This window comes from Candidatus Woesearchaeota archaeon, from assembly GCA_016928155.1.
Lineage (GTDB): Archaea > Nanobdellota > Nanobdellia > Woesearchaeales > JAFGLG01 > JAFGLG01.
Window position 1 is genome coordinate 64,661 of record JAFGLG010000007.1, and the last position, 23,227, is coordinate 87,887.

The 23,227-nt window shown below is 44.4% G+C and carries 33 protein-coding genes, 1 tRNA gene and 1 pseudogene; 28 read left to right on the top strand and 7 right to left on the bottom strand.

Translation table 11 applies throughout. The features are described 5' to 3' along the window. Positions 1–124: 124 nt before the first annotated feature. The 3 genes from JW968_03580 to JW968_03590 all read left to right on the top strand — a co-directional run bounded on the left by JW968_03580 (position 125) and on the right by JW968_03590 (position 962). Positions 125–244, top strand: a tRNA-Arg gene (locus JW968_03580). Positions 245–376: 132 nt separating this feature from the next. Further along, a complete protein-coding gene (locus tag JW968_03585; protein ID MBN1386031.1) occupies positions 377–580 on the top strand; it encodes a DUF4258 domain-containing protein in 204 nt (67 codons plus the stop codon). A 4-nt stretch (positions 581–584) separates the two neighbouring features. Beyond that, the gene (locus JW968_03590) at positions 585–962 is read left to right on the top strand and encodes an AbrB/MazE/SpoVT family DNA-binding domain-containing protein (protein ID MBN1386032.1); all 378 of its coding nucleotides are present in this window, start codon (positions 585–587) and stop codon (positions 960–962) included. A gap of 3 nt (positions 963–965) precedes the next feature. Here JW968_03590 and JW968_03595 read toward each other — a convergent pair whose 3' ends face one another. Both JW968_03595 and JW968_03600 read right to left on the bottom strand, forming a co-directional pair. Continuing rightward, on the bottom strand, positions 966–1,331 hold the full coding sequence (locus JW968_03595; GenBank protein MBN1386033.1) for a type II toxin-antitoxin system VapC family toxin: 366 nt from the start codon (positions 1,329–1,331) through the stop codon (positions 966–968). Further along, on the bottom strand, positions 1,318–1,554 hold the full coding sequence (locus tag JW968_03600) for an antitoxin VapB family protein (protein ID MBN1386034.1): 237 nt from the start codon (positions 1,552–1,554) through the stop codon (positions 1,318–1,320). Before JW968_03600 ends, JW968_03595 begins: the two co-directional genes overlap by 14 nt. Before the next feature lie 150 nt (positions 1,555–1,704). On the opposite strand from JW968_03600, the gene JW968_03605 reads away from it, so the two are divergent. From JW968_03605 to JW968_03620, 4 genes are all read left to right on the top strand, one after another. Further along, positions 1,705–2,157: a hypothetical protein gene (locus tag JW968_03605; protein MBN1386035.1), complete on the top strand. Its 453-nt coding sequence runs from the start codon at positions 1,705–1,707 to the stop codon at positions 2,155–2,157. A 12-nt stretch (positions 2,158–2,169) separates the two neighbouring features. Next, complete coding sequence (locus JW968_03610; protein ID MBN1386036.1) at positions 2,170–2,634, top strand: hypothetical protein; 465 nt, start codon at positions 2,170–2,172, stop codon at positions 2,632–2,634. Between the two features lie 12 nt (positions 2,635–2,646). Further along, complete coding sequence (locus JW968_03615) at positions 2,647–3,036, top strand: hypothetical protein (protein MBN1386037.1); 390 nt, start codon at positions 2,647–2,649, stop codon at positions 3,034–3,036. A gap of 300 nt (positions 3,037–3,336) precedes the next feature. Then, positions 3,337–4,521 (top strand): hypothetical protein, encoded by a 1,185-nt coding sequence (locus tag JW968_03620; protein ID MBN1386038.1) that lies wholly within the window; start codon positions 3,337–3,339, stop codon positions 4,519–4,521. A gap of 29 nt (positions 4,522–4,550) precedes the next feature. On the opposite strand, the gene JW968_03625 is transcribed toward JW968_03620, so the two are convergent. Beyond that, entirely contained in the window at positions 4,551–5,867 is a 1,317-nt protein-coding gene (locus JW968_03625) for an MFS transporter (GenBank protein ID MBN1386039.1), read from the bottom strand. A 139-nt stretch (positions 5,868–6,006) separates the two neighbouring features. Between JW968_03625 and JW968_03630 the strand changes: the two genes are divergently transcribed. From JW968_03630 to JW968_03660, 7 genes are all read left to right on the top strand, one after another. Further along, the gene (locus JW968_03630; protein MBN1386040.1) at positions 6,007–6,330 is read left to right on the top strand and encodes a hypothetical protein; all 324 of its coding nucleotides are present in this window, start codon (positions 6,007–6,009) and stop codon (positions 6,328–6,330) included. Continuing rightward, positions 6,327–6,581, top strand: a complete 255-nt coding sequence (locus JW968_03635; GenBank protein MBN1386041.1) for a hypothetical protein — start codon at positions 6,327–6,329, stop codon at positions 6,579–6,581. Before JW968_03630 ends, JW968_03635 begins: the two co-directional genes overlap by 4 nt. Positions 6,582–6,616: 35 nt before the next feature. Then, positions 6,617–6,940 carry a hypothetical protein gene (locus JW968_03640; GenBank protein ID MBN1386042.1) on the top strand — a complete coding sequence of 108 codons (324 nt, stop codon included), beginning with the start codon at positions 6,617–6,619 and terminating at the stop codon, positions 6,938–6,940. After that, entirely contained in the window at positions 6,937–7,107 is a 171-nt protein-coding gene (locus JW968_03645; protein ID MBN1386043.1) for a hypothetical protein, read from the top strand. The genes JW968_03640 and JW968_03645 overlap by 4 nt, the downstream gene beginning before the upstream one ends. Before the next feature lie 122 nt (positions 7,108–7,229). Beyond that, positions 7,230–7,406: a hypothetical protein gene (locus tag JW968_03650; GenBank protein ID MBN1386044.1), complete on the top strand. Its 177-nt coding sequence runs from the start codon at positions 7,230–7,232 to the stop codon at positions 7,404–7,406. A 193-nt stretch (positions 7,407–7,599) separates the two neighbouring features. After that, positions 7,600–7,908: a YkgJ family cysteine cluster protein gene (locus tag JW968_03655; protein ID MBN1386045.1), complete on the top strand. Its 309-nt coding sequence runs from the start codon at positions 7,600–7,602 to the stop codon at positions 7,906–7,908. 37 nt (positions 7,909–7,945) lie between these two features. After that, complete coding sequence (locus JW968_03660; GenBank protein MBN1386046.1) at positions 7,946–8,191, top strand: hypothetical protein; 246 nt, start codon at positions 7,946–7,948, stop codon at positions 8,189–8,191. 355 nt (positions 8,192–8,546) lie between these two features. Here JW968_03660 and JW968_03665 read toward each other — a convergent pair whose 3' ends face one another. Beyond that, positions 8,547–8,855 carry a hypothetical protein gene (locus JW968_03665; GenBank protein MBN1386047.1) on the bottom strand — a complete coding sequence of 103 codons (309 nt, stop codon included), beginning with the start codon at positions 8,853–8,855 and terminating at the stop codon, positions 8,547–8,549. A 52-nt stretch (positions 8,856–8,907) separates the two neighbouring features. On the opposite strand from JW968_03665, the gene JW968_03670 reads away from it, so the two are divergent. Both JW968_03670 and JW968_03675 read left to right on the top strand, forming a co-directional pair. Then, complete coding sequence (locus tag JW968_03670) at positions 8,908–9,456, top strand: hypothetical protein (GenBank protein ID MBN1386048.1); 549 nt, start codon at positions 8,908–8,910, stop codon at positions 9,454–9,456. A gap of 70 nt (positions 9,457–9,526) precedes the next feature. Then, entirely contained in the window at positions 9,527–9,667 is a 141-nt protein-coding gene (locus JW968_03675) for a hypothetical protein (GenBank protein ID MBN1386049.1), read from the top strand. Between the two features lie 593 nt (positions 9,668–10,260). Here the strand turns inward: JW968_03675 and JW968_03680 are convergent. Beyond that, on the bottom strand, positions 10,261–10,620 hold the full coding sequence (locus JW968_03680) for a hypothetical protein (GenBank protein MBN1386050.1): 360 nt from the start codon (positions 10,618–10,620) through the stop codon (positions 10,261–10,263). 1,138 nt (positions 10,621–11,758) lie between these two features. Between JW968_03680 and JW968_03685 the strand changes: the two are divergent. Next, a pseudogene (locus tag JW968_03685) lies at positions 11,759–11,833 on the top strand (SEC-C domain-containing protein). 41 nt (positions 11,834–11,874) lie between these two features. After that, positions 11,875–13,245 carry a hypothetical protein gene (locus tag JW968_03690; GenBank protein MBN1386051.1) on the top strand — a complete coding sequence of 457 codons (1,371 nt, stop codon included), beginning with the start codon at positions 11,875–11,877 and terminating at the stop codon, positions 13,243–13,245. Positions 13,246–13,434: 189 nt separating this feature from the next. On the opposite strand, the gene JW968_03695 is transcribed toward JW968_03690, so the two are convergent. After that, positions 13,435–14,112, bottom strand: a complete 678-nt coding sequence (locus JW968_03695; GenBank protein ID MBN1386052.1) for a two pore domain potassium channel family protein — start codon at positions 14,110–14,112, stop codon at positions 13,435–13,437. Between the two features lie 399 nt (positions 14,113–14,511). On the opposite strand from JW968_03695, the gene JW968_03700 reads away from it, so the two are divergent. The 10 genes from JW968_03700 (at position 14,512) to JW968_03745 (ending at position 22,723) form a co-directional block, all read left to right on the top strand. Further along, positions 14,512–14,961, top strand: coding sequence for an Hsp20/alpha crystallin family protein (locus tag JW968_03700; protein ID MBN1386053.1), 450 nt, complete (start codon positions 14,512–14,514; stop codon positions 14,959–14,961). 25 nt (positions 14,962–14,986) lie between these two features. Next, positions 14,987–15,526 (top strand): nucleotide exchange factor GrpE, encoded by a 540-nt coding sequence (locus JW968_03705; GenBank protein MBN1386054.1) that lies wholly within the window; start codon positions 14,987–14,989, stop codon positions 15,524–15,526. Then, positions 15,483–16,043 carry a YkgJ family cysteine cluster protein gene (locus tag JW968_03710; protein MBN1386055.1) on the top strand — a complete coding sequence of 187 codons (561 nt, stop codon included), beginning with the start codon at positions 15,483–15,485 and terminating at the stop codon, positions 16,041–16,043. The genes JW968_03705 and JW968_03710 overlap by 44 nt, the downstream gene beginning before the upstream one ends. Positions 16,044–16,067: 24 nt before the next feature. Continuing rightward, positions 16,068–16,397, top strand: a complete 330-nt coding sequence (locus JW968_03715; protein ID MBN1386056.1) for a hypothetical protein — start codon at positions 16,068–16,070, stop codon at positions 16,395–16,397. 2 nt (positions 16,398–16,399) lie between these two features. Then, positions 16,400–16,744, top strand: coding sequence for a DUF3467 domain-containing protein (locus JW968_03720; protein MBN1386057.1), 345 nt, complete (start codon positions 16,400–16,402; stop codon positions 16,742–16,744). A 5-nt stretch (positions 16,745–16,749) separates the two neighbouring features. Next, positions 16,750–18,618 (top strand): molecular chaperone DnaK, encoded by a 1,869-nt coding sequence (dnaK, locus tag JW968_03725; GenBank protein ID MBN1386058.1) that lies wholly within the window; start codon positions 16,750–16,752, stop codon positions 18,616–18,618. 9 nt (positions 18,619–18,627) lie between these two features. Next, positions 18,628–19,197, top strand: a complete 570-nt coding sequence (cyaB, locus tag JW968_03730; protein MBN1386059.1) for a class IV adenylate cyclase — start codon at positions 18,628–18,630, stop codon at positions 19,195–19,197. Further along, positions 19,178–20,290 carry a molecular chaperone DnaJ gene (gene dnaJ, locus JW968_03735; protein ID MBN1386060.1) on the top strand — a complete coding sequence of 371 codons (1,113 nt, stop codon included), beginning with the start codon at positions 19,178–19,180 and terminating at the stop codon, positions 20,288–20,290. The genes cyaB and dnaJ overlap by 20 nt, the downstream gene beginning before the upstream one ends. 58 nt (positions 20,291–20,348) lie before the next feature. Beyond that, positions 20,349–20,942 (top strand): HAD hydrolase-like protein, encoded by a 594-nt coding sequence (locus JW968_03740; GenBank protein MBN1386061.1) that lies wholly within the window; start codon positions 20,349–20,351, stop codon positions 20,940–20,942. Positions 20,943–21,331: 389 nt separating this feature from the next. Next, positions 21,332–22,723: a GGDEF domain-containing protein gene (locus JW968_03745; protein ID MBN1386062.1), complete on the top strand. Its 1,392-nt coding sequence runs from the start codon at positions 21,332–21,334 to the stop codon at positions 22,721–22,723. On the opposite strand, the gene JW968_03750 is transcribed toward JW968_03745, so the two are convergent. Continuing rightward, on the bottom strand, positions 22,724–23,200 hold the full coding sequence (locus JW968_03750; GenBank protein MBN1386063.1) for a nicotinamide-nucleotide adenylyltransferase: 477 nt from the start codon (positions 23,198–23,200) through the stop codon (positions 22,724–22,726). Between the last annotated feature and the right edge of the window lie 27 nt (positions 23,201–23,227).

Genomic DNA, 23,227 nt, shown 5'->3' on the forward strand with positions numbered 1-23,227 from the left:
CTGACCTATATCTCACCTTTTTTCATATATCATCCCCCAGCCATTGCATATATAAATATTTCCCTGTGTCAGCTCTGTTCTCCTAGGCAATGTTTAAATAATCCACCTGATATTTTGAGATTATGCCCGTGTAGCATAGCCTGGATAGTGTACAACCCTGCGGAGGTTGTTACCCGGGTTCGAATGGACTCACTGTTGTTCGTAACTTTCGATGACAGAGCCCTCGAAAGTCCCGGCACGGGCGCTTATTCCTATACCCATAAAACCATTCTCCCTGCGTCAGACAGCTTCCAATCCTTTTCAGCATCTGCATCAGTACTTGCATTAGGATCTGCATCACTATCTTTATATATCACATATACTTACTGTACTTACAGTGATTACCCTAATATTTTCAAAGCATGCAAGAGAGAGGATGATGCTCAGGGGCATCTCAGCCAGCGAGATAAGGCTGGCAATAGACAGAGACTCCAAGCAGATCCAAAGGCCTGACAAGATTCTCTACAGCTACAGATATTTCTGTGTTGTTGCGAAGAAGGTAAAGAACACATATTTCATAATAACAATCAAGCCAAGGTGATAAAATGAAACCAATAAAATCCAAAGAATTTCCGGATAATCAGACATCAGGATCCCTGACATGCCCAATATGCAGAAAAGGGAAGCTGACAAAAGGAAAATCAAAGGAATACCTCTATGGGGTGTATCTCGGCGAATATGATGCACAGATATGCACTGTGTGCCATGAGATATTCCTCAACGAAGAATCTGTCAAGAAGATAGAGAAAAAAGCAAAGGAGAAAGGCATCTGGGGATTGGGCAAGAAGACCAAGATAACAAAATCAGGCAATTCAATAGCGATAAGGATATCAAAGGAACTGGCAGACTATCTCAAGCTTGAAGTCGGCAGGGAGGCATTCATACATCCTGAGAATAAAAGGATAATCATTGAGCCATTATGAGATTCAGATGAGGATGACATCAAGATCCTTGATCCTTGAGAAATGCCTGTCACAGGTCATGATAGGGATCTTGTGATTGATGCAGGTTGCTGCAAGGAAGATGTCCAGCTTGCCGGTCGGTTTGCCTTTCATATAAAGTGAAGCTTCCAAGTCTGCACTCTTGATTGCTGTCTCCTTGTCAAAAGGCAGGACTTCAACTGAGTTGATGAATCCCTTGATGAGCTCTTTCTGCTTTATGCAGACGAGAAGCTCATTGACTGTGATGGAGCTGACTGCAAAGGCCTTAGACTCCAGATGATCCCTTATCGCAGCACCTTTCTCTGTACCTGCCAATAATTCGATGACTGCAGAGGTGTCAAGCAGAATCATGATGCCTCCTGAATTCCTTCTCGATATCAGACCTTCTGGCTTTGATCTTTGATTTCAATTCCTTAAGATCAATATCTTTCAGTATGCCGAAGAACCTGTCAGCTGAAGGCGTCCTGCTCTTCGAGATTCTCAGGATGGCCTTGCTGAAGCTCTCATCACCATGCTTCATGCTCTTCAATGCATTGTAAGCCTCTTCAGTTATTGTCAATGATTTTATTGCCATATGTGTACACTTAAGTGTACACTTATATTTATGGTTTTCTATGAAAACTCCTAAATATCAAGGCTTAAAATAGGTTTACAAGGATTTTCCGAAGAACTTTTGGGTTAACTTTAAATATTAGTATATTTTTGTGTATACTCAGATTGTAAAATGAATTATGCGGAATATGTAGGATTGCAGATGGACACACCTCATAGATTCTTCTTTCCCTATTATGATACTTCAACCAGAACCATCTTAACACCTCATACAACAGAATCAATCTACGAGCTTGCACAACATAGTGTGGAATTTCTTAGAGATTTCCTCGGAGCACTGAGAAAAGGATATAAACTAATGAGATTTGACAGCAAAGACCTGGAAACGCATACTTTGGATGAATCATTCAACATATTCAAACAAGCATTGATGGCAAGGATAAGATCACAGCGCGGGAAAGGGGAATACCACAATCCCACATCACCAGAGTGTGAGCTGTTCTATTCAAGCCTTACTGATCTATTGGGGCATGGAGAGAGATTCGGCAAGCTGGAAAGAGAATATGAAAGAGCATCAGGATATCCAATAAATCCTGATCTGATTGTAAAACATCTGATGGATTAGAGAGGTGAAAAGATGGAGGAGAAAAACAACTATTATGGAATCATAGCAATAGTAGCCATAGTGGCTCTTGTCGGGGCATTTGCCTTGTTTTCTGGCAGAGATGTGAAGATAGATACAAGCAATCTTGGTGGAGACTCTGGTGGGAAAGCCATTGCGGTAAGCAAAGACAATATTATCAAGAAACAAATACTGCCAACAACAGGTTGGGTGAAGATTTCAACAAGCGGTCCATACCAATGGTGCAATGAGACTGATGGTGGGAGGGAGCCTTTCTTTGCAGGATTTGCAATCGGCGGATTGAACAGCTATGAAGAATCCAAATATGACTCTTGCATGGGTACATACATATATGAACAGGTTTGTAATTCAAATTATATAGAGACATGGAAGAGAGATTGCAGGGAATACAACTCAAGCCTGACATGCATAATACAGAATGCTTCAGGCTATCCAGCTGGAGCATGCGGAACATATTGAAGAGGTGAACAAATGGAAGAAAAATCAAAAGGAAGTTTTGCGTATCTTGCGATTGTTGCGATAGTTGCGATTGTCGCATTGGTTGTGCTGATAAAAGGAAGTTCTTCTACTGGACAACAATATCATACTTTTCCCATAATTGGAAGTGATATTGCTGGACAACCTATCAAGGATCCTAGTTCAGTGAAGAAAGACATCTGTACCAACTGTGTTAACACTTGTAAGAAAGATACATCAGAAGAAAATCTTGTAGTATGTGCTGAAAAATGTTCAATTTCTTGTCAGAATTTCACTTCTGGACTGTGGGAGGAGATAAAAGAATTATTCAAGTGTCTGATTAGAAACTATGGGGATTATTGGGCTCAGAAAGCATGTTACGATGCGGTTGCAGAGGCCATTTAACTGCATAAATATTTTTTTCATTTTTTATTAAAACTGGCGAATAACCTGTCCTTTAGGGCAGGTTGTAGTCAGTAATCTTTTTTGTTATTTCTTCTGTTTCCCGAACAATCCTGATGTCTTGCCCTTGATTATGCTGTTTTCTGTTGACCTGCTGATGCTCTCTGGCCTAACTGTGATGCATCTATGGCCATTATAGAAATCCTGGGATCAACTGTAAGAATCCGGCCAGGATATTATTGCATTTTCATCATCCCTGAGTGCTAATCAAATTATTTAAATAAGCTTCAGTGCGGGGTGTGTATGGGAGTTTACTTCAAGGAGTCAATGTCCATCTTCATGAAGACATTGCCATTCATATTCATCAGGTTTGCACTCCAGTGTGCATTCCTTCTTGTGTCCCTGATTTACTTTGCGATACTTATCGGTATAACTATCCTGATCGGCAAGATGATGTCAGGGGACAAGCAGACCTTTGTCACAATCATCTTCTGGCTCTTTGCCCTGGGCGGGACATGGACAATGTGGAAGCTCTTCAAGAGCTATGTATATTATCTTGTGAAGTCTGCCCATGTTGCAGTAATCACTGAGATTGTTAGGGAAGGCAAGATGCCGCCTGCAGGGCAGGTGAAGTACGGCATTGCGAAAGTGAAGAAGAGATTCGTGTCCACTTCAGCCATGTTTGTGCTTGACAAGATAATCAATGCAGTCATAAGAGGAATCAACCATGCAGTGAGCATGCTGACAGGATGGATACCCATACCTCAGGTGCAGCAGATAATACGGCTGTTCATGAAGATACTGAATCTCGCTCTCTCCTATATCGATGAGGCCATCATGAGCTACATATACGGGCATGACGAGCTTGATGCGTGGACAGGTGCAAGGGACGGCATAATACTCTATTTCAAGAACTGGAAGCCGATACTCAAGACATCAGCATTTCTTGTGATATTCGGCATGATCCTCTCAGGAGCGATGGTCGTGGTATTCTGGCTTATAGCAATACCTGTTGCAGCCATTCTTCCGGATAAGTTTGCGATACTGGCTTTCATCGGCCTGATGGTATTCGGCTACATAATCAAGGCAGCTACAGTGAATCCTTTCATCCTGATATCCATAATTGTTACATATAATGAGTCGATAAAAGGCTATGAGCCTGATTATGAGACTCAGGCGAAACTTGAGCAGATGGTGCCGAAATTCAGGGAGATAACATCAAAGTCCCAGGGCGGTTCAAGAACAGCAGAGCCCCAGTCAGGCTTCAGATCCGCCCTGTCAGGGAGTCCATTGGGCGGGCTTGTCAGCAATATCGTGGGCTCATTTGAAGGCAATCTGACACCAGAAGAGAAGAAGCAGGTTGACACTCTTGTGCCTTTCATCAAGGATTCCAGGACTAAAGGTTTCAGTGATGATCAGATCAGGGAGTCGATAGCCAAGCAGGGTTACCCCCAGAAAGTCCTGAGCGAAGCATTCAAGAAAGCGTGAAGGAATATCTGACTACATTATAAACTAATTCATCTTTCTTTCCCGAACAATCCTGATGTCCTGCCCTTGATTATGCTGTTTTCTGTTGACCTGCTGATGCTCTTTGATCTCACCCATCGTGATCCATTGTAGAAATGCAAGAAGAACCGTTTCGGGAATGAGCTTAGCTTCTGGACCTGACCCCAAGGGTAGATGTTTGCAACAAGCTTCTTAGAGCCATTGTAGAGCTTGACAACAGGAGAAAGAGGATAATATGCTTCCTCGAAATAAACTCCTTTGATGATGAGCAGAGCCAGGTAAGCGAGCATTATGAGAGAAGTGAAGATGAAGAACAATGGAAAAGGGAATCCGAAGAATAACATGACGACAAGCACTGATGCGCTGAAGGCCCTGCCCAAGCCAAGCATGAATTCACGGATTATCAGCGAAGTTGACTTGTCCTCGACCTTGTCCAGCACAACAGCAAGGAAAAAAGGATAGATAAGGGTCTGCAGGAAGCCAAGCAATGCAGTCGCGATCAGCCATTTCTCCACAGAATCTGCGAAGAACAGATTTATCATAGCAGCAATCAGGAAGATTAGCAGAGGGAAGAAGAACTTCATCCTCTTATTATCCTTATCAGATATCCTTGTCACAATGAAAGTCGCGATGATGCTGATGAAGCCGATGAAAGAGAGATACAATGCATAGCTCATGCTCTCGCTGATGAATGTCAGGGTGTGTATGCTGACTGAGATGTAGATGATCTCCCAGGCTCCCTGCAGGAACTTGAGGCTCCTTATGCCTTTTGATTTCCTGAATGCCTCGCGGAAATCATAGCTGACAAGGAACTCATCAATCCTTGACGCCTTGAAAATTATAAACAGCATCATGAGGGAGCCCAGGATTGTCAGGCTCCGGAAACCCAGATTATCAACAAAGAGACCGCTTATTATCGGGACAAATGTGCTAAGAAAAGCGCCGACAATTATGTAATGGCCTGCTGATGTGGCCCTGTTCATGCTGTGGCTGAAATGGAAATAACGGATATTGTATGATGTCCAGAAGAAGAAGATGAATATACCGAAGAGCGCGTAGAATATGTACAGGAAGACAGGCCTGGGTGGCAGAAGGAATATCAGGAGAGCGATCCATCTTGCAGACAGGCCGAATATCATGAAGCGCTTTGTGTCAAGGAACCTCGAGAAAAAAATCAGGGCAGCAGGTATTGAGTATCCAAGCGCAGCAGCGCTGATGATCTGCAAAGGAGAGAAGTATTGTATCAGATAGACATAGAGCAGACAGAATGAGAGTATCTCAAATGAGGTATAGAGTTTCTGTATAGTGAATATCTGCCTGAGTTCCATTTATAAATGATTTAAAGGTCTATTATAATAAAGTTATCACAGCGCAGAGCCAATGTCTAGTATGGTGATTAAAAAAATTTATATATTAGTATAGATATTACTATATTAATTAAGTCAACAGATGGTAAAGAGGGAGAATATGCAAAACACTAGAACATGCGACAAATGCAAACAGTCAATACCTATGACAGAGATAAAGATGTATCCCAAGGAAGGGGACAGGGTCTGGCTGGTGTGCAAGAAATGCGTCGAGGAGCTGAAAAAGAAGACAGTCCACAAGCCGCTAAAGATGACAGCAGAAGACGAGACGACTCTCAAGCCTGTCGAGAAGAAACATATTCCTGGGAAGATCAAGGAAAACTATGTGTGCAAGAGATGCAAGTTCAATTTCTCCATCGACACTGACAAGCAGAAAGCAAGATGCCCATACTGCGGCAAGGATGATATCTCGCTGATAAGATGAAAAGGATAATAGTATCACTCTTGTTGCTTGCACTGATGGCGGGGTGCACAAAGGATTGCCAGCAAGTATGCTCTGAGATAGGGCCATCTGATTCTGCCCCAGAGATAACATCGCAAGAGCTGCAACAGGGATGGTATTATGGGGCTCTTGACCAGAAGAAACCAGGGACGCCTGACACATGGGTGCATGTCGGCGATGGCACAAGGAGCGCGATGTGGGCCTCTGCATCTGACCAGTGCGACTGCAATTGACAAGATTTATTAATGAAACACCACTAGATGCAATCATGGAATGTCCGCATTGCCACAAGCCTGATTCCGGGGGGATATTGCGTCCTCTCAAGAACTGGAAGAAGCTTGAAGTCTCATGTGCTCACTGCAGGAAAAGCTATTATCTAGACCGGGCATATGTGCAGATTGCCCTTTCCGGAGTACTGCTGTCGACAATGCTTGTCTTTTTCCTGATCGTATCCTTTGCACTCTTTGTCCTTTCGAATGCATCATGGCCTTATGTTCTTGTTGCTGGCGTGCTGCTCTATGCAATCTTCACAATAAGGAACTTCTACAGGATACCAGTGCATAAGGAACAGAAAAAAGGTGAGCAACCATGAGAATGCATCCCATCGCGGTGTTCTTCATCGCGCTAGCTCTAGGAGCAATGAGCATCTATCACATAATCAGGGGTATGATGCTGCTGGGCGTGCTGTTATTCGTCATTGCAGCAGTGCTCCTCGCTTTCACGCTGCCTGAGCCATCTGTCAAGAAGAAAAAGAAGTGAAGACAGCCGAAACACTTAAAAAGAGACGGGCTTCCTGCCTTACATCATATTGTGCATTTTTATCTGAGTTTCTCAGTTGAAATGTGTGATAAAAGAAAACAGAAGGAGTGATTTCCATCAAAATGAGAAGAAAAGAAACAAATGTAGAACAGATACAGAACAGCTTCAGGGATGAGTACATGATGTCCATCAGGCCGAAACATAAGGTCAATTGCTCAAAATGCGGCAAAGAAACAGAAGTGCCTTTCAAGCCCATCAAAGGCAAGCCTGTGTTCTGCAGGGAATGCTACCAAAGATAATCTTTATATAATCCTCTTTCTTAGGACAGGCTGAGGTGATCCCATGGAAACAATCAGTCTGATGCTTTCAATAATAATAGGCATGCTCGCCGCCATTGTCTATAATCTGAGGATGACAGTCCAGATGAATGAGAAGCTCGACAAGCTGCTGAAGCATCAGGGCATATCACTCAAGTGAGAGTATCAGGTTATCATGGGATGCAGACAATGCGGCATTTGTTGCAAGCTGTTCATGATAAATCTTTCTGAGGAAGAGTATAAGTCAGGCAGGTACAGGACACAATTTGAGGAGTTCGGCATTGTCCCAGATTTTGCCGAGGCAGAGATGTGCGGGTGCAATGTCATTGCACAGCAGGAAGACGGGAGCTGCTATTATCTCAAAGATGGGAAGTGCTCAATACATGCTGATCGGCCTGAGGTCTGCAGGAAATTCTTCTGTTCAACTGATGATCCTAGCTATGCGGGGATGAGGGAGAAGATAAGGAAATACAAAATGGAATAGATTTAAATGTCTAATATCCTATATCCTATGATTGACAATGACAAAAATATCGAAGAAAGCAGTCTATATAATCATGATTATAGGTATAATAGCCATATTTTGTTCAGCTATTGATCTATCTAAATTCTTCACAGGTAGAGACATAACAGAATCAGGGATGATTACGATATACAGAGCAGCCGGTCATCCTTGGGGGGAATTCCTAATGTTAGCCCTCGGTCTCCTACTGCTAACATTCTCATTAGTCGGAGGTTGGCCAGTCCTGTTCCCGAAGAAAATCTAGATTCTTGAACCTGCAATATCTGCACTCTTCAGATCGGGTCACCACCAACCCAATATCCTGCCTGCAATTAGTATGGCAAGCAGTGCCATCATGCTCCAGAAGACTATGCGCGGATTGTCAAAGAACATCACCACCACCCCATAAATCTTCCAACTGCCATCACAATAATGAGTATAAGGATTCCCCAGAGCATAAGACCCAAATCATTTGACTTCTTCATCTTCTCACCATGTTCAGGTATATCACATATAAAAATATTGTCATGATGACAGTAAAAGGAAATATTATCCATTGCTTCTGTACAAGGCTGAGGTAATCTGAGAATGAGTTCACAAATGCAACAGAGGTTATCAAGCTAACCAATAATCCGAATATCTTCCGATTCTTTTTGAATTGTTGGATGAATATGTTTTGCATGAAGAAAGATTGGGGATATGGAATAAAAATCTTTTCCAGAAAAAACCGGAGGCTCTTCGAGAGTTCTTGTATCTGCAATACTAGCACTCTTTATCTGTAATATTTCCTGTAAAATCTTAATCTGATCTAAATTCTGTATGAAATTTTTTTTCATGAAGGTTGTCTCGGATACCAATGTCCTGATCTCTGCCACACTGTGGGAGGGTGAATCGCAGAAGATGCTCAGGCTGAGGTCTTTCCAATCCACCACAGGCCTGTGGGATATACATCTTTATATAGGCTGATACCACATATATACCATGAAAAAGTCCAAAGTAAACATGGCAAAATTCACAGGCAATGAGAAGGTAGTCCTGAAGAAAATCATTGAACAGGCCAAGATACCTGACCTGGAAATCGCCAAGAAGATGGGACTTTCGCAGCAATCTATCTTCAAGATAAGACACAAGCTAGAGGACCTGGGTGTAATAAAAGGGTACATGCCCATAATAGATTTCAAGAAGATCGGAATCGAGACATTGGCTGTTGTCGGAGTCAAGCTCACCAGCTATATCTGGGACAAGTATTCAGAGGAGCAGATCTCAGAGAGGATACAGAAGATCCCCCATGTGATAACAGCTTACCGGATCCCAGAGTCAAGGATCTCTCACCTTCTTGTACTCGGATTCAAGAACACTGACCATAAAGACAGATACCTCATGAAGATGCAGAACAAATTCTCAAAAGAAGTCGAGATTGTCCAAGTGTATCCCTTTTCTGTGGACAGGATAATAAAAGAGAGCCATATAGGGCTGCTTGGCACCATCCTTGACCAAAAAGATACTTATGAATTCTTCCTGGATAACTGACAGTGTCATGATGAATTCTAGCTGTTTTATACTACCATAATTAGTTATACCTGTCTCACCTAATATATGTATGGTCATATCACAGGCGAGATGCAAGCACTGCAAGAAGGAAATGACAGGAAAGACAAAACTTATAGGGCTTGCATCTATCTGCCCTTTTTGTGAGAAACCAAGCGAAGAGATAAGCCTAAAAAGAGGTGAGGGTAATTGAGCACATAAGCAATCTTAGGGCAAATTGCCCTAATTTTGCAATATCGAGGTGATCATAATGATGGATCTGGACATAGTGCCGTATGATGAGGATGTGTTCTGGGATTATATCAGAGGATTTGACATAATGGAGGATGAGGAAAATGTGGATAATAGATGCAGATTATATGTATGAAGTCGAAGACAGAGAGGCAGGAAAATGGAAGAAGAGCAGAGAAGCGAATTCGATAGGATGTTTGACAATATCAGCATAGTGAGCAGGAACAGGCTTGAACAGAGAGAGAAACGCTGGTGGTAGTCCCTGAAATATGAAAAAGCGCAAATGATCCGAGTTTTTCTTGGTGAAATACACTAAGCCCTTTCTTATCAAGTCATCAGGAAATTCCTGACCATAATCAATCATAGATGTTCTTCCTATGGCATATCACAGACACAATGTTTTTTCTTCTTTTTCATTTACAGATCCGCCTTTTTTATTCTAGCTCTTGCTTTATCAATAGAGGTTAATGTTTTTCTGCTCAATTTCTGAGTGATTATCCTTATACGTGAGCGCCATTAATATTTATTTGTTCACACGAAAAAACCAGAAGAAATTCACTCCTGCTCAACATCAAGAACATCATAGCGTATGTTCTTTATCTTCCACATGTTCTCAGTGAACCAGATGCTCGGCCTGCAGGACTCGCTGTCGCCTAAAGAAAAATTGACAGACTTTCCATCATTACAAGAGACGGTCCTGGGATGATCGCATGCGACATCAAAGCTGAAGAAATGGAAATAGAATATAGTGTGGTACTTTATGCAAGTCCCGCAACTGAAATCACCAGTTGAAGAAGGCGCGCAAAGGCAGGACTGCCTATTGCATTCTGTGTTTGCAGGAACAAGAAAACCAGCTATCAAGCCAAGAACAACAACAGCAAGTGCAATCAATGAATACAAAAGACTCCTTATCATAGTATGTGAAAACAAGGCTTCTTTTATAAATGTTTCAGAAAGATTTAATATAAATGCCAAATCCCACCCCATAATGGAACCCATCCTGAAAGATGTAGAGAGAAGAAGCTATCAGGGGAGATTCAAGATAGAGATGGATGTGCCAAGCACATCAACACTGACTGATTCTGAAATTGAGAAAACACTGGCGCTTGCAAGCTGGGAAGTGGATCCAGGGATTTATCCAGGAGAAGGAGGGAGAGACATCCTGGTGCCGAGAGCAAATGGGATGGTGCTCCAGATCAGCGGGATAGGATACAGAAGGATGACAGCACATGCAGGACAACTGCATATACCTTCATCAGAATTCCATCCGCCATCAGAAGAGAACTTCATGGACAGCATGACAGGAACATTGATGACAACAAGCTACGCAGTCGGGAACAGTATAGTAAATTCACAGCCAAAGTACAGAGCATTAGGGACATACACACCTGATGAATTAGAAGAGAAAGTCCTGAAGACACAGGAAATATCAAGATCAGCATTCACAAAGATGAGAGTGCCAAGAGTAGAAGCATATGGAAGATTTGAGAACGGCACTGGATTCATGGCAGTCACAGTGCCAGAAGGGAAAAGGCTTGCAGCAGAGATGGTCAATGACCTTCTTGCCAGCTCCAACAACACAGTCCAAGTCGTGATGGACTACTGGTACAGGTCAGCTCCCAAGATATTGATGTTTGTTGTTGCGCTGAGAGAACTCCATGATAAAGGATATGCACACCTCCAAGCTCATCTCTCGAATGTCTACATAAGAGACAGGCCATATGTGGTTGACTGGGCCACGATGAGGCCCATCGGAACAGGACAGCAGGAAGTTCTGCACAGGACAATGGACCTCAAGAAACCAGCAGACAATTATGTTGCAGCGTTGACCTCACTATTCGTTCTGCCAGAAAAATTCCGGGTCAAGTTTGGGATGATAGTGCAAGAAGCAGTCATGGAAGCATACTCGAGAAGCAATAAGGAGATAAAACTGCTTGAAGAAGGAGAGAAAGCTATGCAAGCATTAAGGAAAGACCCTACTGAATTCGAGATAATGGCCCACTGGATGAGAAATGAGCTCAATAGGGATGATGCAAACGAATCCAGAGCAAAGAAGAAAGAAAAGATAGGAAGAAATGACCCGTGCCCGTGCGGATCAGGGGCCAAATTTAAAAAGTGCTGCGGGTAGACAACAATAATGCATATAAACCCTAATCAGTCCGTGACAACATGGAAGGCATTGAAGAGACCATAAAAGAATGCATCAGCGATCCTGAACATTATCCTGATGCAGCTAAAGCCCTGTCAGATCATGTTGCGCCTGGAAATCCCTCACAGCTCCTGCATGCAGCCATGCTCAATGCCATGCAAGCATATAAGGATTCAAGAAGAAGGAATGGCGAGCTTTCTATTGTGCATCCATTGTGTGTAAGCAGGAAACTATCAGAATTCGGGGAAGACATAGGTATAGTCACCGCAGGACTGCTGCATGATCTTCCTGAAGATTTCGGCAAAAGAAATGAGAGAGGATATGCAGTCATGCTTGACAAGGCACTCAAGCAAGCAGCACCGGATGAAAGCAATCAAGTTGCAAGGATATCCGCAATACTTGATTCAGTGTCAAAAAGAGGGGCAGAAGACTATTTCACTTACCTAAGAAGAATGTCCGGGATAAGGGTGAGAAAAAGAGATTTTGAGCATATAAAGAAGATCACAGAAGCACCGATGTCCCTCAAAGGACGCATCGATCCGATTGAATTCTTGCAGGGTGCAGGAACTTTTACAGGACTGATCTCTGGTACAGAAGACAAACTAGGTTATTTCATAGCAGCAGATGATGACAGGGTGGAACGCCAGATAAGATTCTCAGAAGAGATCGGCCTGCATTATCATGGGACTCCATTCTCAAGGATAAACCCATTCATCAGAGAGTGGGGATGGACCGGGGCCACGCTCGGCTATATGCTTCTGACGAACAGAGACGAAGCAGAGGAAGCAAGAAAAGCAAGAGATTTCATCATATCAGAGATCATCAAGCCAGCGCTCAAAATAAAAGCGGTCGATGCAATGCATAACCTATCCACAAATGATGTATTCCCCTACATGCATCAGATGTACAGCACATTCAAAGCATGGGCAGTTGCAAGAGAATTCAAGAGAGTATTCAGACAAATGCATGATGATCCTGGACCCTACCTGGCAGCACTAGTATCAAAAGGAATAGAAAGCTGCCTTAGGACTAGGACAAGGATGAAAAGAGAATTCAAAGCCTTATATATGCTTGAACCATTTTATGCCTTGGCAGCTAAGGCTTATGACCTGAAAGGAGGGTTTGACAGGAAGACAAGGAAAGGCGATGTAGGCCTGCCCTTCTTCCTGGCATGGATAAATGAATGGGATGAAAGAGCTTATGAATATGCAAGATTCATACACAAAACAGGAGAGATACCTGACAATAACTCCATGGACAGAAGAAGAGTATTCGGTGATACGATGGCATTCCATTTCCTTTTCAGCAAGCTGGCAAATGTAGAGCATTACCAACCAGACCTGGCCTATACAAAGAGCCTGACCTCTACTGGTGACATCTTATTGATATGACTGTCATGTCGACAAGGCGAGCATACCGGTTATTGAAGAAACAGCCTTTTCATTCCTTGATGCAAGATCAGACTTCTTGTCCTTATGCATGTGCTTGAAGGAAGCGATCGCGTCGAAGATGCCCTTATTGGTCTCAAGGGATTTGTTGATTATCCTCTTAGCGGTCTCTGTCTTCCACTCGAGTCTCTTCTACTCAAAGAAAAGCAAGGCCTCATTGAGCTTCTCAAATGAGCTGATGACTCCGGCAGCAAGGAGCTCTGCGTTCAATGCATCAATATTCTTGATGAAATGATTGTCTGATTTGGAGAATAGAGGAGGTATCTCATTCAAGGTGTCCTCAAAAGATGACAATGTGAGATAAAGATTTGAGATCTCACGCTTCCTTGCAACACCCTCCTCGACCTTGCTGAGGAGACGGTCAAGGTTCTGCCTGAAGAGGAGCATCGATGACCTCAACCTGTTAGTCTTCTCATTCAGGCTGAGAACATAGATCTCGTCGAGTATGATATCCTGCTTGATCGAGACCAGCTTTGATGTCACGAGAGCAAGAAGCAATAGACCGCAGATAACCTCAGCGATGGCAACAAGCTTAAGCCAGCCGAATGGTATCATGTCACCAAAACCTGTAGTTGTGGCAGTCACAAAGCTGAAGTATATAGAGTCGAATATTGTCCCGGGTATTGACCTGTCCGGGGTGTAGAAAAGATAGCTTGAATCATCATGCAGATAATAAAATGCAATCCCGAAAAGGATGATAATGATTATCCAGAGCAGGAGGATGCGGGTGAAGGTAAGCTTGTCTATCCAGCGAGTGAGGCTCTTCCTCTTCATATCCCTAAACATATTATTGATGTCTGTAAAGTGCATAAAATGAGATCATAAGGTCTTGCTTAAAAATCTGGCGGCTCTGATCATACCTTTTGTGATAATCAATAATATGTGCATCTAACCTGTATATGTGGATCTAACCTGTATAAAACTATCTTATGATATATCATTCATAATCCATATTTAAATGGAGTATAGACCCTTATAAAGACCTCTAGTTTATGGACACAGCCCACTCAATCGAAAGATTTATATATTAGTGGTTCATTTAAGGTAGTTATGGTTGACTTAAGGTCAACTAGATTGGTTTATTGGGGGTTTTTCCCAAAATCAGAGGTGGTATCATGAAAGACCGCAAAAAACTGATCTTAAGCCCACTGGAGATAATCCAGATAGTGGAAGCAAACTTAGCAAAACCAACTTAGGAGGTGAACAAAAATGAATGATTGGGACATCTTTGAACAGATGAAAAGCATGCAAAGAGAGATGGACAGATTGTTCAGCAACTTCTGGGACCGACCTATGCTGGGATATGAGAGAGACATAACAAGGGAAAGATCGATGGTGCCTGCTGAAACAAGGATGCCTGCCTGCCACATGCAGGAGACAGAGACTGGCATTATAGCTGATATAGAACTCCCAGGAGCAAGCAAGGATGAGATCGAGCTGAATGTGACAGACGACATGATCGAGGTTAAAGTCGAGCAGAAAAAAGAAAAGAAAGACAAGCACAGCCACTACATGTCAAGCCAGCAGTTCTACAGACGAATAGGATTTCCCCAGAAAGTGGATTCCAGCAAAGCAAAAGCTAGCTATAGGAACGGCATACTGAGAGTAGAAGCACCGAAGATACAGCTGAAGGGAAGCAAGAGACTGCAGATCGAATAAATCCATTTTTTTTCAAGGTGACGATATGAACAAAGAAAAAGAACATGGAAAGGAACATGGAAAAGAGCATGAAAAGAAGTATGAAAAGGAGCATGAAAAAAAACAAGCGCCGGACCATGCTGAATGCAACCAGAAGATAGGAGAGCTGACACAGGATCTCCAGAGGCTGCAGGCAGAGTTCGAGAACTACAAGAAAAGATGCGACAAGGACAACCAGAGGGAAATAATGAAAGGCCTCGGGGGATTTGTTGCAAAATTGCTGCCTATCATAGACAGTCTTGAGATAGCAAGGAGAGACTCAGATGGGATAAATCTCATCTATGCACAATTATACTCAATGCTGGAGAAGGAAGGGCTGAAGAGAATACCCACAGAGAAATTCAATCCATACATGCATGAAGTCATGATGACAGAGGAGACAGAGAATCCAGACGAGGACCATAAGATAATAGAAGTGTTCCAGACAGGATATATGCTGAGGGACATGATATTAAGGCCAGCAAGAGTCAAGATACGGAAACATGTTCGACCAAACCAGGATCAAGGGCAAACCCAAGATAGATGAAGAGAAAATCAGGATAACAAGAAAAACCCCTGAAAAAGATATGCTCAGGTATGGAGACTATGACTGCCACGGATGCACACACTGCTGCGAATACGGAGGAGGCATAGTGCTGGAGCATGAGATCGAGCCCATGGCAAAGAGGCTCAGGATCACAAAAGAGGAATTCAGGAAAGAATACCTCGACGAGATAGAGAGATTCAACAAGAAAGTGTGGAAGTTCAAGGTCAAGAGCAGGAAAGGACTTCCATTCGGCTCCTGTGTATTCCTGGAAAAGGGATGCAAGATACACGATGTGAAGCCACTGTACTGCAGGATAACGACCTGCGGAAAGCTGGCAAGGAAACAGCTGCTCTGGTTTGACATCAACCATCTTGTAGAGCCGACAGACCCAGAGGCCATAAGGCAATGGGCGCAGTATCTCCAATACGGGGAGCTCATAGAAGGCGGGGAATTGGAAGAATTGGTGCCTGACAAGGAGAGGCTGAAGAAAATACTGAGCTATGAGATATTCAAATAAGATGCATAAGATGAAGGTGATAAGATGAAGATCCAGGTCGAAAGCGAGCAGAAAAGAAAAATATTCCTCAGACCAGACATGATACTCAAATACCTGATAACAGAAAATGACGAGCTCAACACACTGATAATGTGCGGAAATGCCGAGATAGACTTCAGGATGAGCGACCAAGGGCTCTACGAAGCGCTCGGGTCGATAAAAGAATATGACGGGTTCAGGCATCCCAAGCTCACAAAGCTGCTCGAGGTAGCTGAGATCATGCCATTCTCGAAGATGGCCGGGCAGCCCAGGCACATACTCACAGAGGATAAAGTGGAAGAACTGAGGGCAAAAGCCCTCAAGGAAGGTGAATAAAGATGGAAAAGAAGATAAATCTCACAATAAACGAAGGCGAGGCATTCTTTGCCCATGAGCTCAGTGTGAATTTCAACCCGCTCCAGTTCATGCTCGACTTCAAATGCATAACACCAAGGATAGACCCGAGGATGAGGGAGAGCATGCAAATGCACATAAAGCACAATGTCATAATGCTCGACCCATACCACCTCAAGCAGATCCTGCCCATGATGCAGGACTCGCTGCAGAGATATGAGAAGGAATTCGGGAAGATAGAGAAGCCGAAAAGCCTCAAGAAGATGGACAAGAAGCAGACAAAGAAAGAAGATGGCACAATAGAAGCAGTGCCGACATATCTAGGGTGATGAACATGGCAAAAATCATAGGAATAGATCTAGGAACAAGCAACTCAGCAGCAAGCGTACTTGAGGCAGGAAGGCCTAAGATAGTGCCCAGCTCAGAAGGGACAAGCATGTACGGGAAGGCATTCCCGAGCGTAGTGGCATTCACAAAAGACGGGCAGATGCTTGTCGGCGAGCCGGCAAGAAGACAGGCAGTCTCGAATCCGGAAGGCACCATCATGGGAGCAAAGAGGAAAATGGGGACGAGCCACAAGTACAATATCCACGGGAAGCAGCACACACCCCAGCAGATAAGCGCATACATACTGCAGAAGATAAAGAAAGACGCAGAGGAATTCCTGGGAGAGAAAGTGGACAAGGCAGTGATCACAGTCCCGGCCTATTTCGACGATAACCAGAGGCAGGCGACAAAGGATGCAGGAGCGATAGCAGGCTTGGAAGTCGTCAGGATAATCAACGAGCCCACAGCAGCAAGCCTGGCATTCGGCATAGACAAGAAAGAGAAGGACCAGAAGATACTAGTATTCGACCTTGGCGGCGGCACGCTTGATGTGACAGTCATGGAGTTCGGCGACGGGGTCTTCGAGGTCAAGTCGACATCAGGAGACACGCAGCTCGGCGGGCAGGACATGGATGAGGCGATAATAAAATTCATAGTCGATGACTTCAAACAGAAAGAGAGAGCTGACCTGAGCAAGGACACTGTAGCGATGCAGAGGGTGAGAGAGGCAGCAGAGAAGGCAAAGATAGAGCTCAGCACAACACTGGACACAGACATAAACCTGCCATACATCACAGCAGACCAGAGCGGGCCAAAGCACCTTGTGATGAAGATGAACAGGGCAAAGCTCGAGGAGCTGATAGACCCGATAGTCAAGAAATGCAAGGGCCCCCTGGAGCAGGCGCTGAGGGATGCAAAGCTCACAAAGAATGACATAAGCAGGATAATCCTCGTCGGAGGACCGACAAGGATGCCTATAGTCAGGGCATTTGTCGAGAACATAATCGGGAAGCAGGCAGAGAGAGGGGTCGATCCCATGGAGTGCGTAGCGATGGGAGCAGCGATCCAGGGAGGCGTGCTTGCAGGCGAAGTGAAGGATGTTCTATTGCTGGATGTGACCCCGCTTTCGCTCGGGATAGAGACGCTGGGCGGGATATTCACAAAACTGATCGAGAGGAATACCACAATCCCCACAAAGAAGAGCCAGGTATTCAGCACAGCAGCTGACAACCAGCCCGCAGTCACAATCAGGGTGTTCCAGGGAGAGAGGCCAATGGCAAACCACAACAAGCTTCTTGGGCAATTCGACCTTGTGGGCATACCGCCTGCTCCAAGAGGGATACCTCAGATCGAGGTGACATTCGACATCGATGCCAACGGCATAGTCAATGTCAATGCAAAAGACAAAGGGACTGGCAAGGAACAGAAGATAACGATAACAGCCACCCAGAAGCTCAGCGACGAAGAGATTGAGAAGATGAAGAAGGATGCAGAGGCGCATTCGGACGAGGACAAGAAAAGGAAAGAAGAGATAGAGACCATAAACAACGCAGACACTCTTGTCTATTCTACTGAGAAGATGCTTGAAGAGCTGAAAGGAAAGTATGATGAATCAAAGATCAAGGATATAAAGGACAGGATAGCAGAGCTGAAGAAGCTTCTTGAGCCAGAGAAGAAAGATGTCGGAGCGGTCAAATCCAAAGTGGATGAGATCAACAAGATAGTGCAGGAAGCATCTACTGAACTATACAAGCAGGCAGCTGCAGCCCAAGAGGCACAGGCTCAGGCAGGAGCACAGGGGCAGGAAAAGGCAAAAGGCCCAGATGAGAAGACAGTGGATGCAGAATACACAACAGAAGACGACAAGAAGAAATGAAGTGACCTGATGAAAGAGACAGAGACAAAATTCCAGCTTCAGGATCCTGGAGCGATGAGGCAGAAACTGCTGAGCATAGGATTCAAGAGCAAGGGAAGGCATCTCCAGGTCAACAGAAAATTCAATGACAAGGATGACAATTTCGGGCCGCACAAGGGCAGGCTGTTAAGGATAAGGGTGGCGGACAAGTGCACGCTCACATCCAAGGCCGGCAAAAGCGTGGAGAAAAACATAAAGACCCTAGACGAATACGAGACAGAGATATCAGACCCTGAAAAGACTGAAAAGATACTGAACATGCTCGGATTCCACCTGGATGAGGTAATGGAGAAATACCGTGAGGCTTTCCAGAAAAGAGATGTCGAGGTGGTGATAGATGAAGTCCCATTTCTAGGTGCATGGATGGAGATAGAAGGGGATCATGAATCCATAGAGAGGACAGCAGAAGAGCTGGGCCTTGACATGAAAGACGCCATAAGCAGCAGCTACGGGACATTATGGAGAGGATACAAGGAAAAGCACAAGATTGATATAAGGGACTGCACCTTCGGGGAGAACCATGGCCAAAGACTACTATGAGACACTCGGTGTGAGCAAGAAAGCGACCCGTGAAGAGATAAAATCCGCATATAAGAAGCTGGCGAAGAAATACCATCCTGATGTCAGCAAGGAGCCGGATGCGGCTGAGAAGTTCAAGGAGATCAACGAGGCAGCTGCAGTGCTCGGCGATGACCAGAAAAGACAGCAGTATGACCAGTTCGGCACAGCAGACACAAGCGGCTTTGACTTCTCTGGATTCGAGAGCGCGTTCAGGGGATTCGGCGGATTCGACTTCGACTCCATATTCGATTCATTCTTCGGCGGAGGATTCGGAAGAAGAGAAAGAGGGCCGAGAAGAGGATCTGACCTGCTCTATACAATGGAGATCAGCCTGGAAGATGCTTTCAACGGGACAGAGAAGACGATAATCATCCCAAAGACAGAGACCTGCACAAAATGCAACGGCTCAGGAGCAGAATCAGATGCGGACATCGAGACGTGCAACACGTGCAATGGCACAGGGATGGTCAGAAGGACAAGAAGGACCCCATTCGGCATATTCTCAACAAGCTCAGCGTGCGACAGATGCAGAGGGGAAGGCAGGACCATTAAGAGATACTGCCCTGTCTGCGACGGCAATGGAATTGTCAATAAAACCAAGAAGATAAATGTCAAGATACCTCAAGGGATCGACAGCGGGAACAGGCTCAGGGTTGCCGGAGAAGGAGAGGCAGGAGAGAAGGGAGGACCACCAGGCCATCTTTATGTCGAGGTGCATGTCAAGGAGCATAAGCTCTTCGAAAGGAAAGATGATGACCTCTACACAGAAATACCAATAAGCTTTGTCACAGCAGCTCTTGGAGGGGAGACCCATGTCGATTCATTCACTGGAAAAGTCACGATGAAGATACCTGCCGGAACCCAGAGCCACACATTGTTCAAGGTGAAGGATAAGGGTATGCCAAGGCTGCAGAGAGGAGGGCACGGGAACCTTCTCGTGAGAACGATGATACAGACACCTACAAAGCTCACTGTCAAGCAGAAAGAGCTCCTCAAGAAATATGCAGAGGCAGGCGGGGACAAGGTGCAGGAGAAGAAGTTCTTCGACAAGCTCAAGGATGCATTCTCATGATAAGATCAATGATGTTTAATAATATGATAATACTAATAATAAGAATATCAAGAATAATATGATAAGAGCGATAATATTCGACCTTGACGGGGTATACTTTGACAAGGGAAGCGATGATTTCTACATAAACATATCAGAGAAGTTCAATGTGCCACTGGAGAAGGCAAAAGAGGCATTCTTCGGGGAAGAGATGAAGCGGCACAAGAGAGGCGAGACCAGCAAAGAGGAGTATTGGGGCTGGTTCATAAAAGAGCTCTGCATCGACACGACACCAGAAAAGCTGATAGAGATGATGCGCAAGATGTACCATGCGGATGATAAGATAAGGGATCTTGTCAAAGATGTCAGGAGAAAGGGCTTCGAGACGATAGTATGCTCAAATAACTTCCAGGAAAGGGTTGATTTCTTAAGAGATGATTTTGATCTTGGCAGTGTGTTTGACCATATCTATTTCTCATGCGAACAAGGAATGCTGAAACCAGGGCTCATAGATGTGATGCTTAATGAGACAGGATTCAGGCCAGAAGAGATACTGCTGATAGATGACATGGAATACAACTTCAAGGGGTTGGATGAGAAGGGGATAAAATACATGCTTTACCAGGATTTCAGCCAGCTGACTGAATATCTTAAAGAGATAAGCATTTTATAGAAAATATCAAAAAGCATATATACTTCTTAACTATTGTTAATCAAAACCCCAACCCCCAACTATTTTTTCTTTTTTGTCAGATACCAGCAGACATGTGTCCTATCTCGCATTCATTAATCGCTTTTTTTGATGTGGCAGAATTTTTCGGGCAACCTTCCTAATCAATCCATAATAAGTCAATGATTGGAGTGAATCTTATGTTAATCTTTATTTTTTACTATATAGAAATTAACTCTAATATCAACAAAATTTATAAATAGGTATTACTATTATTTAGTAAGAATAAGGCTTCATCCCTAGAAGATGGTGGTTCATCCCAAGCCACTGTAATCTATCGGAAATCTGATGCAAGCCTGACTTAGTCATGCGGAATGATTGATATGTGGAACATGAGAAAAACAAGACTGGAAGAACGGATAAAGGAATTAGAGGCAGAAGCAGCCAGACATGAAACCATGATCGGTGCATCAGCCGAGATAAGGAAAGCCTTGAACGCAGATGATGAACTTATGCCAAGGCTTGATGCAGTCCTTGACATACTCAGGGAATTCTACGGCCAAAACACACAGCTAGGCATAATGCTGATGGATGAGGGAGGCCAGAGACTCAAGCTGATGAACTACAGAGGGGAACATCATCCATCGCTCGACGGGCTTGTCGTAGAGGTCGGAAAGGGCATAAGCGGCGCAGCAGCCCGTGAAAAAAGGACAATCAATGCCCCTGATGTCAGGTCACTGGGGTGGAAGAATATCTACATCGGGCCTGAAAGCACAAGGTCAGAGATGGCGATACCCCTGATCTTCGAGGAGCATGTCTATGGCGTGCTTAATGCAGAGAGGCATGAGACAGATGCATTCACAGAACAAGACGAGGGCATGCTACAGATGATCGCAGATTCCATAGCGCCGGTACTGGCAAACAGCTTCTGGAAGAATTCAAAAAGATATGACTCAATGACCGGAGTCTACAGCTCAGATTACATAAGGACCCTGCTGGCATATACTTCAGGGGACAGACCAGAGAAAGCCACAAAAATACTCGAAAGCAGCCACATTGGCAGCCTGTGCTCATCTGATGAGATCATTGTCGGGATATATGACCTTGATTACCTCAAGACCATAAACGACAGCACAGAGGACCACGCAATAGGGGACCAAAGGCTCACTGCAATCGCGCACATACTCAGGGATGCTGTCGGAGACAAGGGGCTTGTAGCAAGATACGGCGGAGATGAGTTTGTCGTCGTGATGTTCGACACGAATGCAAAGGAGTATGAAGGGATACAGGCGACAATAGACAAGAGGATCAAGAGATGGAATGATGATTATAAGGCAAAGATAGCAGAAGGGAGCGAAGCAGACCTGCTGCCAGACCTCAGCGTATCAAAGGGGTATGTCCAGATCTCAAGATACAATGATGTGACAAGAGGGCTTGAGAAGGCAGACAAGATTCTCTATGAAGAGAAGAACAGGAGAGCGACAGAAGTGGCCCTGATAGAGATACCAGGACTTTCTGACGGAAGATACACGCCCGAGCAGGTATATGATATTGAACAGGAAATCATGAAATCGATCAATGGAGACGGATGGGCGCAGAGATTCGGGTCATTGATACAGGTGGGCATGGTCACAAACCCTGACAAGATAAGGAATAAACTTCAGGGGACCCATGGAAGATTCAGGCTGCCTGATGGTTCGCAGCTGCAAGAGCCGCAATATTTTGAGCTCATCAGAATGAAAAAGAACGGAAATGGCCATGGGCCGAATGGCACATCAGGCTGATCATCCCAATAGCTTTCTCACTTCTTTGTGCACAAATTTCTCCCAACCCCCTGCTTTCTTCATGATGTGTCTTATCTTTGTTGCAGAGAGACCATAGTATCTAGGGAGGTGGATGACTTTAAAGCCTGCTTTCTTAAACAACTTCTTGACCAAGGGGGTGCCGGAATAGACAACATCAAAATGACCGACAATCTTCCTGACATGGGCTGCGTACCTGCTGTCTGACTCGATATCCCTGATAGCCATCAGCCTATAGTTCCTGATCCCCTCTTTCTTCAAGGTGTTATGCACCATACGTCTCCTCAGCCCCGCATGATAAGGATCATGGACCGTGCCAGAGAGCTGGGAGCTCCCTATCACAATCTTGACAAGAGAAAATCTCCTCGACAAATCCTTCACGACCTTGAGGTGCCCCTTATGGAAAGGCTGGAACCTGCCGATGAACAATGCGACACCACTCTTTTTTGACGAATCCATTTTAATCTGGCATCAGTGAAAAACAAT

What these genes read in the sequence shown, in the direction of transcription:
- JW968_03605 (MBN1386035.1), top strand. Translation starts at nt 1,705, where the DNA reads ATGAATTATGCGGAATATGTAGGATTGCAGATGGACACACCTCATAGA.
- JW968_03710 (MBN1386055.1), top strand. Translation starts at nt 15,483, where the DNA reads ATGTTCGACCAAACCAGGATCAAGGGCAAACCCAAGATAGATGAAGAG.
- JW968_03595 (MBN1386033.1), bottom strand. Translation starts at nt 1,331, where the DNA reads ATGATTCTGCTTGACACCTCTGCAGTCATCGAATTATTGGCAGGTACA.
- JW968_03615 (MBN1386037.1), top strand. Translation starts at nt 2,647, where the DNA reads ATGGAAGAAAAATCAAAAGGAAGTTTTGCGTATCTTGCGATTGTTGCG.
- JW968_03705 (MBN1386054.1), top strand. Translation starts at nt 14,987, where the DNA reads ATGAACAAAGAAAAAGAACATGGAAAGGAACATGGAAAAGAGCATGAA.
- JW968_03745 (MBN1386062.1), top strand. Translation starts at nt 21,332, where the DNA reads ATGAGAAAAACAAGACTGGAAGAACGGATAAAGGAATTAGAGGCAGAA.
- dnaJ (MBN1386060.1), top strand. Translation starts at nt 19,178, where the DNA reads ATGGCCAAAGACTACTATGAGACACTCGGTGTGAGCAAGAAAGCGACC.
- JW968_03640 (MBN1386042.1), top strand. Translation starts at nt 6,617, where the DNA reads ATGGAATGTCCGCATTGCCACAAGCCTGATTCCGGGGGGATATTGCGT.
- cyaB (MBN1386059.1), top strand. Translation starts at nt 18,628, where the DNA reads ATGAAAGAGACAGAGACAAAATTCCAGCTTCAGGATCCTGGAGCGATG.
- JW968_03715 (MBN1386056.1), top strand. Translation starts at nt 16,068, where the DNA reads ATGAAGATCCAGGTCGAAAGCGAGCAGAAAAGAAAAATATTCCTCAGA.
- JW968_03600 (MBN1386034.1), bottom strand. Translation starts at nt 1,554, where the DNA reads ATGGCAATAAAATCATTGACAATAACTGAAGAGGCTTACAATGCATTG.
- JW968_03625 (MBN1386039.1), bottom strand. Translation starts at nt 5,867, where the DNA reads ATGGAACTCAGGCAGATATTCACTATACAGAAACTCTATACCTCATTT.
- JW968_03660 (MBN1386046.1), top strand. Translation starts at nt 7,946, where the DNA reads ATGACAAAAATATCGAAGAAAGCAGTCTATATAATCATGATTATAGGT.
- JW968_03700 (MBN1386053.1), top strand. Translation starts at nt 14,512, where the DNA reads ATGAATGATTGGGACATCTTTGAACAGATGAAAAGCATGCAAAGAGAG.
- JW968_03720 (MBN1386057.1), top strand. Translation starts at nt 16,400, where the DNA reads ATGGAAAAGAAGATAAATCTCACAATAAACGAAGGCGAGGCATTCTTT.
- JW968_03675 (MBN1386049.1), top strand. Translation starts at nt 9,527, where the DNA reads ATGGTCATATCACAGGCGAGATGCAAGCACTGCAAGAAGGAAATGACA.
- JW968_03645 (MBN1386043.1), top strand. Translation starts at nt 6,937, where the DNA reads ATGAGAATGCATCCCATCGCGGTGTTCTTCATCGCGCTAGCTCTAGGA.
- JW968_03650 (MBN1386044.1), top strand. Translation starts at nt 7,230, where the DNA reads ATGAGAAGAAAAGAAACAAATGTAGAACAGATACAGAACAGCTTCAGG.
- JW968_03740 (MBN1386061.1), top strand. Translation starts at nt 20,349, where the DNA reads ATGATAAGAGCGATAATATTCGACCTTGACGGGGTATACTTTGACAAG.
- JW968_03630 (MBN1386040.1), top strand. Translation starts at nt 6,007, where the DNA reads ATGCAAAACACTAGAACATGCGACAAATGCAAACAGTCAATACCTATG.
- dnaK (MBN1386058.1), top strand. Translation starts at nt 16,750, where the DNA reads ATGGCAAAAATCATAGGAATAGATCTAGGAACAAGCAACTCAGCAGCA.
- JW968_03610 (MBN1386036.1), top strand. Translation starts at nt 2,170, where the DNA reads ATGGAGGAGAAAAACAACTATTATGGAATCATAGCAATAGTAGCCATA.
- JW968_03695 (MBN1386052.1), bottom strand. Translation starts at nt 14,112, where the DNA reads ATGCACTTTACAGACATCAATAATATGTTTAGGGATATGAAGAGGAAG.
- JW968_03590 (MBN1386032.1), top strand. Translation starts at nt 585, where the DNA reads ATGAAACCAATAAAATCCAAAGAATTTCCGGATAATCAGACATCAGGA.
- JW968_03750 (MBN1386063.1), bottom strand. Translation starts at nt 23,200, where the DNA reads ATGGATTCGTCAAAAAAGAGTGGTGTCGCATTGTTCATCGGCAGGTTC.
- JW968_03655 (MBN1386045.1), top strand. Translation starts at nt 7,600, where the DNA reads ATGGGATGCAGACAATGCGGCATTTGTTGCAAGCTGTTCATGATAAAT.
- JW968_03690 (MBN1386051.1), top strand. Translation starts at nt 11,875, where the DNA reads ATGGAAGGCATTGAAGAGACCATAAAAGAATGCATCAGCGATCCTGAA.
- JW968_03620 (MBN1386038.1), top strand. Translation starts at nt 3,337, where the DNA reads ATGGGAGTTTACTTCAAGGAGTCAATGTCCATCTTCATGAAGACATTG.
- JW968_03680 (MBN1386050.1), bottom strand. Translation starts at nt 10,620, where the DNA reads ATGATAAGGAGTCTTTTGTATTCATTGATTGCACTTGCTGTTGTTGTT.
- JW968_03670 (MBN1386048.1), top strand. Translation starts at nt 8,908, where the DNA reads ATGAAAAAGTCCAAAGTAAACATGGCAAAATTCACAGGCAATGAGAAG.
- JW968_03635 (MBN1386041.1), top strand. Translation starts at nt 6,327, where the DNA reads ATGAAAAGGATAATAGTATCACTCTTGTTGCTTGCACTGATGGCGGGG.